The organism is Thalassospira sp. GB04J01, from assembly GCF_000751115.1.
Classification (GTDB): domain Bacteria; phylum Pseudomonadota; class Alphaproteobacteria; order Rhodospirillales; family Thalassospiraceae; genus Thalassospira; species Thalassospira lucentensis.
In genome coordinates, this window is record NZ_CCDX020000015.1 from 356,111 (window position 1) to 368,286 (window position 12,176).

Consider the following 12,176-nt stretch of genomic DNA (forward strand, 5'->3'; position numbering starts at 1 on the left):
CCATGACCTATATCATCGAAGGTTCAACCGGCCCGTGGGAAATCGTTGTCGGTCTGGAAGTCCACTGTCAGGTGGTTTCTAATTCCAAGCTGTTTTCGGGTGCTTCAACCAAATTTGGCAATGACGCCAACAGCAACGTCAGCCTTGTTGACGCCGCGATGCCCGGCATGTTGCCGGTGATCAACGCCGAATGTGTGCGTCAGGCTGTTAAAACCGGTCTGGGCCTCAAGGCACAGATCAACAAGGAAAGCGTCTTTTCGCGCAAAAACTATTTCTATGCCGATCTGCCACAGGGATATCAGATTTCGCAGTTCGACAAACCGATTGTCGGCAAGGGCACCATCATCCTTGATATGCCCGATGGCTCGACCAAATCGGTTGGCATTGAACGTCTGCATCTTGAACAGGATGCGGGTAAATCAATGCATGATCAGGATCCGAAATATTCCCATATCGATTTGAACCGTTCGGGCGTTGCCCTGATGGAAATCGTCTCGGACCCGGATATTCGTACCCCTGAAGAAGCCGGTGCCTATCTAACCAAGTTGCGCGCGATTGTGCGCTACCTTGGGACTTGTGATGGCAACATGAACGAAGGCTCCATGCGGTGTGATGCCAACGTATCGGTGCGTCGTCCGGGCGCGCCCTTTGGCACACGTTGCGAGATCAAGAACGTCAACTCCATCCGTTTCGTGATGCAGGCGATCGAGATCGAAGCAAAACGTCAGGTCGAAGTTCTCGAAGCGGGCGGTGAAATCATTCAGCAGACCCGTCTGTTCGATCAGCGTCTTGGGGAAACCCGTGCGATGCGATCAAAGGAAATGGCGCATGATTACCGCTATTTCCCGGACCCCGATTTGCTACCGCTGGTGTTCGATGATGCATTTGTTGCTGAAATCGAAAAGACCTTGCCGGAATTGCCCGACGAGAAAAAAGCCCGCTTCATCAATGAAAACGGCCTGTCTGCATATGATGCCGGTGTTCTTGTCGCGGAAAAGGAAAAGGCTGATTACTACGAGATCGTTGCCAAGGGCCGTGATGGCAAATTGGCGGCGAACTGGGTGATCACCAACCTGTTTGGCGCGCTTAACAAGGCCGAAGTCGGTATTGCCGAAAGCCCGGTCACAGCTGAAAACCTTGGTAAGCTGATCGATCTTATTTCCAATGACACCATTTCTGGCCGTATCGCCAAGGATGTCTTTGAAATCATGATCGAAACCGGCGGTGATCCTGAAAAGATCGTCGAAGAAAAAGGCCTTAAGCAGATCACCGATACCGGTGCGATTGAAACAGCGATTGACGAAGTCATTGCGGCCAACCCGGACAAGGTCCAGGAAATCCGTGATGGTAAGGATCGTATGCTTGGTTGGTTCGTCGGGCAGGTGATGAAATCCACGGGTGGTAAAGCCAACCCGGGCATGGTCAACAAAATGCTCCGCGATAAAATCCTCGGCTGATTTTAATCATCAGACGATTTGGAAAAGCCGCCCTTATCAATTCGATAGGGGCGGCTTTTATCGTTTCAGGCGATATCGCGTTTCCGATCTGCATCATCAAATGCCTTGCGTAAACTGCCAAGTGATTGATCAAGTAATCCTGCCGTTTCAGGATCATTCAAGATGTCATCGGCACTGTAATTCTTTCCATTCAGCACAATGGTCACACAGGCATCGTCGATGATTGTTGCATCCATCGTACGGATGGTTTCGATCAAAGCTGCTTGTGCAATGGTCGCCCGGCCCGATGCGTTGATGGCCGCGACCGGCATTTGCATAAACTCGCCACTGGCCACCACCCAATCGAGCGCATTCTTAATCGCCCCGGTCACCCCGTGGGCATATTCCGGGCTTGCGATCAAAACCGCGTCGCTTTGCGCAAGATGGGCTCGAAAATCAAGAACGCTTTTGGGTGGTGTTTCTTCATTGTCGGGATTGAAAATCGGCAAATTGCCCAATCCATCATAAAGATGAATCTCTAACCCATGCTCTTGCCCGCATTTCTGTGCGGCCAGCAATAAGGTGCGATTAATTGACTGCGCCCGCAGGCTTCCACAGATCGCAAGAACATGACGGGGCATCGGAATGATTTCCTGACGGTTGGTGTGCGCTGACGGCGAATTTCAGATGGCAGTGTAGGGGGCTTTGCACCGCGATGAAAACCCCCCGTTGGACAAAATACGATTATGTATCTGCCGTCCGGTAATCGCGCGGTGATGTGCCAAGAATACGTTTGAACATATTGCTGAACGCTGCTGGATTGTCATAGCCAAGGTCCAGCGCAATCGTCGTGATGGCCTGACCCGCGGCCAACCGTGGCAGGGCGGCAAGGATGCAGGCCTGTTGCCGCCATTCGACAAAGCTTGATCCGGTCTCCTTGCGAAACAGGCGGGTAAAGCTGCGGCGGCTCATGCCCAGATGAGCGCTCCAGTCCTCAATCGTTTCATGTGGGGTCGGGGACGCCAAAAACGCCCGGCATTTTTCGCGAAGTGCCGACTGTTCTGGCAGGGCAAGCGACAAGGGCAACACCGGCAACCGTTTGATTTCATGCTCAACCAGCGTCATCAGCGCCCCGTCACGCCCGTCGACGTCATACTCAGCCGGAATTGTCACCGCCTCGCTCAGCAAGTGCCGCATCAGCGATGAAATACCGACCACCTTACACTGGCGATCCGGCGTTCCGAGTTGTTCCGGGCGCAGATACAATGATCGCATTTTAACATCCCCAAACAGGCGGACTTCATGAACAACCCCGGCCGGGATCAGCATGCCGCGTTGGGGCGGCATCATCCATGCACCTTGCGGGGTGGATGCCATCAAAACCCCGGTCAGACCATACAGCAACTGATCACGGTCATGGCGATGGGCGGCAATTACATGACCGTCGGGATAATCGGTGCCCAATGCAATGATCGGGCGGGGAACTTCGCGAAAAGATGACATGGCAATACCCGTGTCGATGAGTTGGCCCAATCTCGTAATAAATTGACCCTAACGCGGTGGTGGGCCGAATGGCAATTTTTATAATAAGGACCGTGCACCGGAACCGGTCGCAGTTGCCATTTAACGAGGTCACCCATGAACGAAGCCGTTCTCAAATCGCCGCAAACAACCCGAACCGTTTTACCGGTTCTGGGTGCGGCCAGTTTTTGTCATTTGCTGAACGATATGATCCAGTCGCTATTTGTGGCGGCATATCCGGTGTTTAAGGGCGGCTTTGATCTGTCATTTGCCCAGCTTGGGTTGCTGACACTGACCTATCAGGTCACGGCATCCCTGTTACAACCGTTCATCGGTCATTTCACCGACCGGCGCCCGCAACCCTATTCTTTGCCGTTTGGTATGGGGATGTCGCTTTCTGGTTTGCTGGTGCTGTCCTCGGCCCCAAGTTTTACGGTGTTGTTGATCGGCAGTGCCATGTTGGGGGTGGGGTCGTCGATCTTTCACCCGGAATCCTCGCGTCTGGCACGTCTGGCATCGGGTGGGGCGCATGGATTTGCCCAGTCGCTGTTTCAGGTTGGCGGCAATGTCGGCTCGGCCATTGGACCGTTGCTGGTGGTGGCGGTTGTTCTGCCATACGGGCAGGGCAGTCTGGCGTGGTTTGCCTTTGTCGCCCTTGGTGGGGTGATCATCCTAACGCTGTTGGGGCGCTGGTATAAGCGCAACGGTCATGCCGTGCGGCGTCCACGTGTAATTGTCGCACCAGAAAATCGTCCAGCCCATCGTCAGGTGGTTGGTGGCCTGAGCGTCCTGTTTTGCCTGATGCTGTCAAAATGGTTCTATCTGGCCAGCTTCACCAGCTATTACGTGTTTTATCTCATGGAAAGATTCCCGCTTTCCGAAGGCGATGCCCAGATTTACCTGTTCATCTTTCTGGCCGCGGTTGCGGCGGGAACATTGATCGGCGGGTCAGTCGGGGATCGGGTCGGGCGTAAGAAGGTGATCTGGGGATCGATCCTGGGTGCGCTACCCTTTGCGCTTATCTTGCCCTATGTGGCACTGACGGCAACTGTGCTGCTTTCCATTGCCATTGGCCTGATCATGTCCTCGGCGTTTTCAGCCATTGTTGTTTATGCACAGGAGCTTGTGCCCGGGCGCGTCGGTATGATTTCGGGTTTGTTCTTTGGTCTTGCCTTTGGGCTTGGCGGGATCGGAGCGGCGATTTTAGGCGTGATGGCCGATGCCGTTGGCTTGGAACTTGTCTATCAGGTCTGTGCCTTTTTGCCCGCCATCGGGTTTCTGGCGGTGTTCCTGCCCGATATCGAACATGGGTACAAAGCCTGATACGCAATTACTCGAATGGTGCCAGCCTGAAAGCTGTGAACGCCTTTCAGGCTGGCACTCTTGGTATTTTAGCGTCAGAAGATCAGGCGATTATTTGCCCAGAAGCTTCATGACCGCATCGGCGGTTGCATCGCTTGATCCCGGGTTTTGACCGGTGACGAGCTTGCCATCAACAACCACATAGGACGCCCACATCTCACCGCGTTCATAAAGGCCGCCCTGTTTGTTGAATTCGTCTTCAATCGACAGTGGAACAACCTTTTCAAGACCAACGGCCTTTTCTTCGTCATTGGTAAAGCCGGTGACTTTTTTGCCTGCGACCAATGGCTTGCCATCGGTGGTTTTGGCATTCACCAGTGCCGCCGGGCCGTGGCAAACAGCCGCAACCGGTTTGTCTTGGGCAACAAAGGCTTCGATCAATGCGATGGATTTCGTATCGGTTGCCAAGTCCCAAAGTGGTCCGTGACCACCCGGATAGAAAATGGCGTCATAATCATCGGCGTTTAAGCCGTCCAGCGTGACGGTATTGGCAAATGCCTTTTGCGCCGCGTCGTCTTTTTCAAACCGGGCTGTCGCATCGGTCAGCGCATCTGGCACTTGGCTGTTGGGATCAAGGGGCGGCTGACCTCCCTTGGGGGAGGCCAGCGTAATTTCAGCACCGGCATCACGGAACCGGTAATAGGGGGCTGCAAGTTCTTCAAGCCAGATGCCGGTTTTATGGCCGGTATCGCCCATCTGGTCGTGGGATGTGACAATCATCAGGATACGCATAAGGTCCTCCATGCGTTGATTTGGTTTGAACCGAATATAGTTGGCTGACAAATTTTGCGAAAGATCGTAGATATGAACAGATTGTCAAATTTATTGAGCATATAAAATGTCGGCATTGGATGAAGTTCGGGCAATGATGATATTTGCTCGCGTGGTTGAAGAAGGCGGCTTTTCCGCCGCTGCGCGTAAAATGGGGTTAAGCCGTGCGGCCATTTCCCATCAGATCAGGCAGCTTGAAGCGAAACTCGGCGTGCCGTTGCTTCGGCGCAGCACGCGGACATTTAGCCTGACCGATGCCGGAACGCGTTATTACGATAGTTGCCGCACCATCACGCTTGAAGCCGAAGCCGCGCGCAAACGGGTTGAAGAACTCCGTGATGAGCCAGTGGGCAAAATATCGCTGAGTTGTTCGATCCATATGGGCAATTTGCGGATCGTGCCGATCTTAAGCCGGTTTCGTCAAACCTATCCCGGTGTTGCGCTTGATGTGCGCCTGACCGACGAGGTTGTCGATCTGATCGGGCAGGGGATTGATATCGCCATTCGATCCGGTCCGTTGCGCAGTTCGGAACTAAAATCCATCCGCCTTTACGAAACCCGCCGTGTCATTGTCGCCAGCCAACAATATGTGGCCGCATTTGGCACACCAGACCAGCCCGAAGACCTGACCGATCATAACTGGGTGATGTATAGCCGGGTGCCTGAAACCCTGCCACTGGCACAAGGCGATCAAGAACGCAAAATCCCGGTGTCGGGCAGTGTTCAGGTCGATAGTGCAACCGCACGGCTGCAATTTCTGCGCGATGGCCACGGGATAGCCGTGGTGCCTTTTTCGGATGTGGCCGATGATATCGCAAACGGCGACTTGATGCGGATTTTGCCTGATTGGAACTTGCCCGATCTTAGCGTTTATGCGGTTTACTCCGGCGATGTCATGCGCAGCAGTAAGGTCAAAACCCTGCTTGATTTCCTGCGGGCCCAACTGACCGATATTGACGAAAGCCGACATTAAGAAAACTTGCGCCTTAAGCCATATTGATCAATCGGCACTGATCGGCTATTCCCCATTTACGATCAATCGGGGGACCCATGGCCAATCTGTTCTTTTATTATTCGTCGATGAACGCCGGCAAATCGACGACATTGCTTCAGGCAAGCTTCAATTACCGGGAACGCGGCATGCAGACGCTGTTGCTGACCGTGTCGTTTGATAACCGGTATGGCGAAGGTAAAATTGCATCGCGTATTGGTCTGGAAGCCCCGGCACTCCTGTTTGATGCGAAAACCGATATGACGGCGCTGATTTTGGGGGAGTTGGAAAAGGGCAAGGTTGATTGTGTTTTGCTCGATGAAGCGCAGTTCCTGACCAAGGACCAAGTCTGGCAGCTTTCCGACATTGCCGACAAGCATAAGGTTCCTGTGCTGTGCTATGGCATCCGCACCGATTTTCAGGGCGAGCTGTTCGAAGGGTCGAAATGGCTTCTGGCCTGGGCCGATAAGCTGAACGAGCTTAAAACCATCTGTCATTGCGGGCGCAAAGCAGGCATGGTTTTACGCGTTGATGAAAACGGCGATCCAGTCCGCGAAGGCGCACAGGTCGAAATCGGCGGCAATGATCGTTATGTCCCGGTATGTCGCCGTCATTTCAAGGATGCGATGGGGCAATAATCTCCATCCTTTTAATTGTATGATGAATTGATTTTGATGATCAGCCGCCAATAAGCGCGGTAATTTCCGGCACCAACAGGCTATAGGCCACCAGCCACATGACCGCACAGGTCAAGGCATCAACAATTTTCCATGTGATCGGCCGTGCCACATAGGGGGCAAGCCATGACGCGCCAAGCGCAATGGCAAAGAACCACACGAAACTGGCAGTCATCGCGCCGAGCGCAAAGCCAAGCCGCTCATCTGCTGGAAACTGCCCGCCAATCCCGCCCAGCATCACCACCGTATCAAGATAGACATGCGGATTAAGCAGGGTGACGGCCAGTGTCGTCGACAGCACGGCTTTCCAGCCGGTCTTGGTGATATGTTCTTCGGCCAATGTTTCAGTGTCAAACAGGCGGCGGAGTGCCCCAAACCCATACCAGATCAGAAACGCCGCACCGCCCCATGCGGCCATCGTGGTCAAAAGCGGGTAGGCCGCAATTAACGTGCCCAAACCCGCAACGCCTGCGGCAATCAGGACCGCGTCACACAGCGCACAGACAAATGCCACCATCATCGGATGATTGCGCCGCAATCCTTGGCCAAGGACAAAGGCGTTCTGTGCGCCAATGGCAATAATCAATCCGCCGCCAAGGCCAAATCCGGTTGCATAGCTAAGAAACATGTTCGGGCATTCCTGTGTGTGTTGGAAGCCCAGTCATAGCAATTTGATCAAATAAGAAAATCGAATTATAGTTATCTAGGATTAGAATATTTAATGCGCGAGAGTAGGAATTTGGGATAGGCCATGCTGGATTATAAATTGCTGCAAGCCTGTGCCGAAGTGATCCGCCATGCCAGCTTTGAGAAGGCGGCCCGCGAACTGGGCCTGACGCAATCGGCGATATCGCAACGGGTCAAGCTGCTGGAAGACCGTCTGGGCCAACCCCTGATCATTCGGGCCAAACCGATTGTCGCGACGGCTGCGGGTAAGCGCTTGTTGCAGCATTACCAAAGTGTCCGGTTGCTTGAACACGACCTTCAGGATGACTTGCCCGATATCCCGTCTGATGGCGGTTTTGGGCAGGTGGCTCTTGCGGTTAATGCAGATAGTTTGGCGACATGGTTTGTCAATGTTCCCAAATGCTTGTTTGACGAATTTGAACTTCTGGTTCATCTGAGTGTTGATGATGAATCGCTTAACCACGAGGCTCTTTTGGATGGCAGGGTGCTTGGCGCCATCAGCCTGCGCCCAACCCCGATGCAAGGCTGCCGGGCGCGACCACTTGGTAAGATGCGCTATGTCATGGTGGTGTCACCGGAATTTCAAAAACGCTATTTTTCGGCCGGGGTGACGGCAGATGCTCTGCGGTCCTGTCCGGCGGTAAATTTTTCACATCATGATGAATTGCAAAACCAGTACCTTAAAACCTATTTCGGCTTGAACCCGGGCGATTTTCCCGCCCACACGGTGCCAAGTTCACAAGGGTTCGTGACGGTGGCCGAACAGGGTATTGCCTATGCCGTGGTCGAAATTCATCAGGCCGAAGAAGGCCTGCGCACCGGGAGGTTGGTCCAGCCTTGTGATCATGTGATTGAACGCCCGCTGTACTGGCATCACCGCACCATGAAAAGCAAATTGCTCGATCGGGTCAATGAAACAATCCTGTCCGAAGCGCGCCGTTTTTTACCCGCAATTGATCGCTAACACATTCAGATAACGAGGCGTTTTACCAAAGTTTGGAACGACTCTTTTCTGATCCGGTTTGACTTCAATGCCAAACTGGCGCTTACTTTGGCGGGTAAAACAAATTCGATAACGGTCTGTTTAAACAGGGAAACCATGGCGCATCGCCTGATTGCTTGTGAACATTGTGACTATGTGCATGTGGAAAACGACATTCCCGCAGGCAGTATCGCATGCTGTATTCGATGTGGTTCACCGCTTTATGCGGCCGAACAACCACGTTTTGACAAGCCATTGGCACTGGCCTTTACGGCCCTCGTGTTGTTTGTGATCGCCAATATCTATCCGCTTTTGACCTTCTCAATGGAAGGCCGTGCCGAGACCAATACCCTGGGCAGTGGCGTTTTGACATTCTGGCAGGAAGGGTTTCCCTTTCTGGCCTTTATGGTCGCACTGACATCAATAGCAGCCCCGATGGTGGTGATCGCTGCCCATATCTATGTCTTGTTACCGCTCTCAATGGGGTGGACTGTGCCGGGGGTTAAACGTGTCTGGCGTGTTCTGGCGATCATTCGTCCGTGGTCGATGCTTGATGTGTTTTTGATCGGGCTTTTGGTCGCGCTGACCAAGCTGACTGATTTCGCCCAGGTGATCGCAGGACCGGCATTCTTTGCGGTCTGTTGTTTGATCCCGACCGTGCTTTTAATGAATATCACGCTTGATCCCCGGACGGTTTGGCGCCGCATTGCGCCTGCGGGTTTGCGATATCTTACCGAAGATGACCTGACAGAAAGCCGTTCCAACGGTTCGGGGCAAAACAACGCCAAAGGGTCAGACGCAGGGCTTATGACCTGTCATACCTGTTCGATGGTTGTTGCCGCGCGGAATGTTGACCATGGGCATTGCCCACGCTGTGGGGCGGTTGTTCATCTGCGTAAGGCCCGCAGTCTGTCGCGGGCTTTTGCCCTGCTGTTGACGGCAGTTGTTCTTTATATCCCGGCGAATGTTTTTCCAATCATGACCGTGACCTATCTGGGCCGGGCGGAGGCCGATACAATTCTGTCTGGTGTGGCGGTACTGGTTCAGGCCGGGGAATGGCCGATTGCCATTGTTGTCTTTACCGCAAGTATCCTTGTGCCCATTATCAAGATTGTTTTGCTGGCCTGGATTTACCTTGCAACATGGTTGGGGCTGTCCGGGCCGTTGCGGCAACGCACACGGGTCTATCGGATTACGGAACTGATTGGGCGCTGGTCGATGGTAGATGTGTTTATGGTATCCATCCTTGCGGCCTTGGTGAAACTGGGCAACATCGCATCCATTCAGCCGGGATTTGGCGCGGTTGCCTTTTGTGGCGTGGTCATTTTAACCATGCTGTCGGCGATGGCCTTTGATCCACGGTTGATCTGGGATCGCGCCGGGATGCGCCGGGAAACACTGCGTCAGAAAACCTTGCGCAGCAATAGTCTGAAAGAAACACAGGGGAGCCCGTCATGAGTGACGACAATATGACGCCACAAGGGCCAAACGAACGACAAGTCGGTCAGCCTGATGTCAAAAAAGGCTGGGGCAGCTTTTCAATTATCTGGCTGGTTCCATTGGTGGCGCTTCTGGTCGGCGGGTGGTTGCTGTGGCGCGATGTTGTGTCAAAGGGCCCTGAAATCACCCTGACATTTGAAACCGCTGACGGGTTGGTGGCGGGGAAAACCCCGATACGCTACCGCGATGTTGATGTTGGGCAGGTCACCGAAATCAGTCTGTCGAAGGGCTTTGATCATGTGCGCCTGACCGTTCGGATGAATGCTGATTTCAGTGATTATCTGACGGATAAGACCCAGTTCTGGGTCGTGCGTCCGCGTGTGTCAGGGCGCGGTATCACCGGTCTGGAAACAATTGTTTCTGGCGCATATATTGAAGTTGCCCCTGATGATAGCGGTTCTGCGCAAGATACCTTTGTCGGTGCCGAGGAACCTCAGCTCATCACAAGTGATGAAGAGGGCACGCGCTTTATCCTGGCGGCCGACAAACTGGGGTCATTGTCGGTTGGTGCGCCGGTGTTGTTGCGCGGGGTTGAGGTTGGCGAAGTCCTTGATACAGAACTTGATCAAGATGCCAAGGGGGTTTCCGTCCCCGTCTTTATTCGAAAACCGTTCGATCAGTTGGTTAAGCGCAATACCCGTTTTTGGGATTCCAGCGGCATTGCGGTTGATCTTAATTCCGATGGGCTGTCATTGCGCGCGCAATCGGTTAAATCGGTTCTGGCCGGGGGGATTAATTTTTACACCCCCGATGACAGTGAACAAAGCGAAAGAGCACCGTCTGACACGGTTTTCAATCTGTTTAAAACGCTTGAGCAGGCTGAACTTCTTACCGAAGGATACAGTAAGAAATACATTCTTTATTTCGACTCATCCGTACGCGGACTGTCACGTGGCGCACCGGTGGAATTCAACGGCATTCGTGTTGGCACAGTCGAAAGCGTTGATCTGGAATATGTGGTTGATCAGCGCGCCTTCCGGGTCCCTGTCGTTGTCACCCTTGAGCCGGAGCGGGTCAGTGTTGTCGGCGGTGATTCTGGTGAGATTGATCATACCGAAACCATTGCAACCTTGGTCGAGAATGGCCTGCGGGCGCGCCTGAAAACAGGAAGTTTCATCACCGGTCAGCTGTTTGTTGATCTGTCGATGCACACGGTCGCGCCAGCCCGATATCTGGGCAATCAAAATGGCGATATACCTGAATTGCCAACCTTGCCACAGAAGCTTGACGAGATTGCCAATTCACTGAGCAGTTTGCTTGAAAAGGTTGAAACGTTCCCGATTGAAGAAATCGGCATTCGCTTGCTCGGAACGGTCGAGGGGATGGAAAACATCGTCACATCACCTGCCTTGACCGATGGCATGAAAAGTCTTCAACAGGCGGCAGATGGCGTTAACAAGCTGGTTGAAAACCTTGACAGCAGTGTGCTGCCTGCAACCCAAAGCGCACTTGATGCCGCCCGCGAAGCATTGGGTGGTGTGCGCGATGTGACCGGCCCGACGTCGCCTGTGCGCTACAATCTGGAACAGGCCCTTAAGGAACTGACGGCAACGGCGCGTTCGTTGCGCGATCTTGCCGAGTTTCTTGAACAAAACCCAAGTGCATTGATACTTGGCAAAAAAGGCCCGAGGGAGGACGAATAATGCGTCAGACATTGCCAATACATATCCGTGCGGGGGTGCTCCTGTTTCTTATCGCACCCTTGATGGCGGCCTGTTCAACACCGGCCCCGGATCGGTACTACCTGCTTTCGGCGACCCTGAACCCCGCCGCACCGGTTGCCGGGCAGGGGGCTGTGATCGGAATTGGGCCTGTGACCATACCAAGTCATCTGGATCGTTCGATGATTGTGTCACGCAGCAGTTCCAACCGGCTGGAAGTCAATGCTGGCCATCGGTGGGCCGAACCGCTCGATGAAAATATTAACCGCATCCTGTTGGAGAATATAGACCACACCGGTAAGGCAGTCCGGATGGAAACATTCCCTTGGACATCGCGCGATGGTGTCGACTGGCAGATTGTGGTCGATATAGACCGGTTCGAACGTCAGGCGAATGGCAAGGTCCTTTTGGCGGCCCGCTGGAAACTCGTTGCGTTTGAAAGTGGCGATATCACTGCATCAAACCGGTATGAGAAGGTTGTCGATCCCAAAAACACCGATGTTGAAAGCACGGTTTCGGCCATGAGCGACCTTTTGGCTGATATGTCGGTTGATATTGCAAAATATATTCCGTGATACGTGACTGTGT

General features: G+C 53.4%; 12 protein-coding genes. 8 read left to right on the forward strand and 4 right to left on the reverse strand.

The annotated features are described in order from the left end of the window. Nucleotides 1–2 precede the first annotated feature (2 nt). On the forward strand, nucleotides 3–1,457 hold the full coding sequence (gene gatB / locus AMM48_RS17405) for an Asp-tRNA(Asn)/Glu-tRNA(Gln) amidotransferase subunit GatB (protein WP_102785063.1): 1,455 nt from the start codon (nucleotides 3–5) through the stop codon (nucleotides 1,455–1,457). 65 nt (nucleotides 1,458–1,522) lie between these two features. Here gatB and AMM48_RS17410 read toward each other — a convergent pair whose 3' ends face one another. Further along, nucleotides 1,523–2,077 (reverse strand): NADPH-dependent FMN reductase, encoded by a 555-nt coding sequence (locus AMM48_RS17410; RefSeq protein ID WP_102785064.1) that lies wholly within the window; start codon nucleotides 2,075–2,077, stop codon nucleotides 1,523–1,525. A gap of 103 nt (nucleotides 2,078–2,180) precedes the next feature. Continuing rightward, complete coding sequence (locus AMM48_RS17415) at nucleotides 2,181–2,939, reverse strand: helix-turn-helix transcriptional regulator (protein ID WP_102785065.1); 759 nt, start codon at nucleotides 2,937–2,939, stop codon at nucleotides 2,181–2,183. Between the two features lie 135 nt (nucleotides 2,940–3,074). Here AMM48_RS17415 and AMM48_RS17420 point away from each other — a divergent pair, with 135 nt between their 5' ends. Continuing rightward, the gene (locus AMM48_RS17420; RefSeq protein WP_102785066.1) at nucleotides 3,075–4,280 is read left to right on the forward strand and encodes an MFS transporter; all 1,206 of its coding nucleotides are present in this window, start codon (nucleotides 3,075–3,077) and stop codon (nucleotides 4,278–4,280) included. 90 nt (nucleotides 4,281–4,370) lie between these two features. Here the strand turns inward: AMM48_RS17420 and AMM48_RS17425 are convergent, their stop codons facing one another. Further along, the gene (locus AMM48_RS17425; protein ID WP_102785067.1) at nucleotides 4,371–5,051 is read right to left on the reverse strand and encodes a type 1 glutamine amidotransferase domain-containing protein; all 681 of its coding nucleotides are present in this window, start codon (nucleotides 5,049–5,051) and stop codon (nucleotides 4,371–4,373) included. A 133-nt stretch (nucleotides 5,052–5,184) separates the two neighbouring features. Here AMM48_RS17425 and AMM48_RS17430 point away from each other — a divergent pair, with 133 nt between their 5' ends. Together AMM48_RS17430 and AMM48_RS17435 are read left to right on the forward strand one after the other, a co-directional pair. Next, on the forward strand, nucleotides 5,185–6,063 hold the full coding sequence (locus AMM48_RS17430) for a LysR family transcriptional regulator (RefSeq protein ID WP_244271277.1): 879 nt from the start codon (nucleotides 5,185–5,187) through the stop codon (nucleotides 6,061–6,063). Nucleotides 6,064–6,140: 77 nt separating this feature from the next. Continuing rightward, entirely contained in the window at nucleotides 6,141–6,719 is a 579-nt protein-coding gene (locus AMM48_RS17435; protein WP_102785069.1) for a thymidine kinase, read from the forward strand. A 40-nt stretch (nucleotides 6,720–6,759) separates the two neighbouring features. On the opposite strand, the gene AMM48_RS17440 is transcribed toward AMM48_RS17435, so the two are convergent. Further along, the gene (locus tag AMM48_RS17440; protein WP_102785070.1) at nucleotides 6,760–7,386 is read right to left on the reverse strand and encodes a LysE/ArgO family amino acid transporter; all 627 of its coding nucleotides are present in this window, start codon (nucleotides 7,384–7,386) and stop codon (nucleotides 6,760–6,762) included. Nucleotides 7,387–7,509: 123 nt separating this feature from the next. Between AMM48_RS17440 and AMM48_RS17445 the strand changes: the two genes are divergently transcribed. The 4 genes from AMM48_RS17445 to AMM48_RS17460 all read left to right on the forward strand — a co-directional run bounded on the left by AMM48_RS17445 (nucleotide 7,510) and on the right by AMM48_RS17460 (nucleotide 12,163). After that, nucleotides 7,510–8,409, forward strand: a complete 900-nt coding sequence (locus tag AMM48_RS17445) for a LysR family transcriptional regulator ArgP (RefSeq protein WP_102785071.1) — start codon at nucleotides 7,510–7,512, stop codon at nucleotides 8,407–8,409. Between the two features lie 135 nt (nucleotides 8,410–8,544). Further along, entirely contained in the window at nucleotides 8,545–9,885 is a 1,341-nt protein-coding gene (locus AMM48_RS17450; protein WP_102785072.1) for a paraquat-inducible protein A, read from the forward strand. Then, nucleotides 9,882–11,570, forward strand: a complete 1,689-nt coding sequence (locus AMM48_RS17455) for an MlaD family protein (protein ID WP_102785073.1) — start codon at nucleotides 9,882–9,884, stop codon at nucleotides 11,568–11,570. Before AMM48_RS17450 ends, AMM48_RS17455 begins: the two co-directional genes overlap by 4 nt. After that, on the forward strand, nucleotides 11,570–12,163 hold the full coding sequence (locus tag AMM48_RS17460) for a PqiC family protein (RefSeq protein WP_102785074.1): 594 nt from the start codon (nucleotides 11,570–11,572) through the stop codon (nucleotides 12,161–12,163). The genes AMM48_RS17455 and AMM48_RS17460 overlap by 1 nt, the downstream gene beginning before the upstream one ends. Nucleotides 12,164–12,176 lie beyond the last annotated feature (13 nt).

Bases quoted from the DNA above. Each gene is read 5' to 3' on its own strand.
- gatB (WP_102785063.1), top strand. From the start codon at position 3: ATGACCTATATCATCGAAGGTTCAACCGGCCCGTGGGAAATCGTTGTC.
- AMM48_RS17410 (WP_102785064.1), bottom strand. From the start codon at position 2,077: ATGCCCCGTCATGTTCTTGCGATCTGTGGAAGCCTGCGGGCGCAGTCA.
- AMM48_RS17415 (WP_102785065.1), bottom strand. From the start codon at position 2,939: ATGTCATCTTTTCGCGAAGTTCCCCGCCCGATCATTGCATTGGGCACC.
- AMM48_RS17420 (WP_102785066.1), top strand. From the start codon at position 3,075: ATGAACGAAGCCGTTCTCAAATCGCCGCAAACAACCCGAACCGTTTTA.
- AMM48_RS17425 (WP_102785067.1), bottom strand. From the start codon at position 5,051: ATGCGTATCCTGATGATTGTCACATCCCACGACCAGATGGGCGATACC.
- AMM48_RS17430 (WP_244271277.1), top strand. From the start codon at position 5,185: ATGATGATATTTGCTCGCGTGGTTGAAGAAGGCGGCTTTTCCGCCGCT.
- AMM48_RS17435 (WP_102785069.1), top strand. From the start codon at position 6,141: ATGGCCAATCTGTTCTTTTATTATTCGTCGATGAACGCCGGCAAATCG.
- AMM48_RS17440 (WP_102785070.1), bottom strand. From the start codon at position 7,386: ATGTTTCTTAGCTATGCAACCGGATTTGGCCTTGGCGGCGGATTGATT.
- AMM48_RS17445 (WP_102785071.1), top strand. From the start codon at position 7,510: ATGCTGGATTATAAATTGCTGCAAGCCTGTGCCGAAGTGATCCGCCAT.
- AMM48_RS17450 (WP_102785072.1), top strand. From the start codon at position 8,545: ATGGCGCATCGCCTGATTGCTTGTGAACATTGTGACTATGTGCATGTG.
- AMM48_RS17455 (WP_102785073.1), top strand. From the start codon at position 9,882: ATGAGTGACGACAATATGACGCCACAAGGGCCAAACGAACGACAAGTC.
- AMM48_RS17460 (WP_102785074.1), top strand. From the start codon at position 11,570: ATGCGTCAGACATTGCCAATACATATCCGTGCGGGGGTGCTCCTGTTT.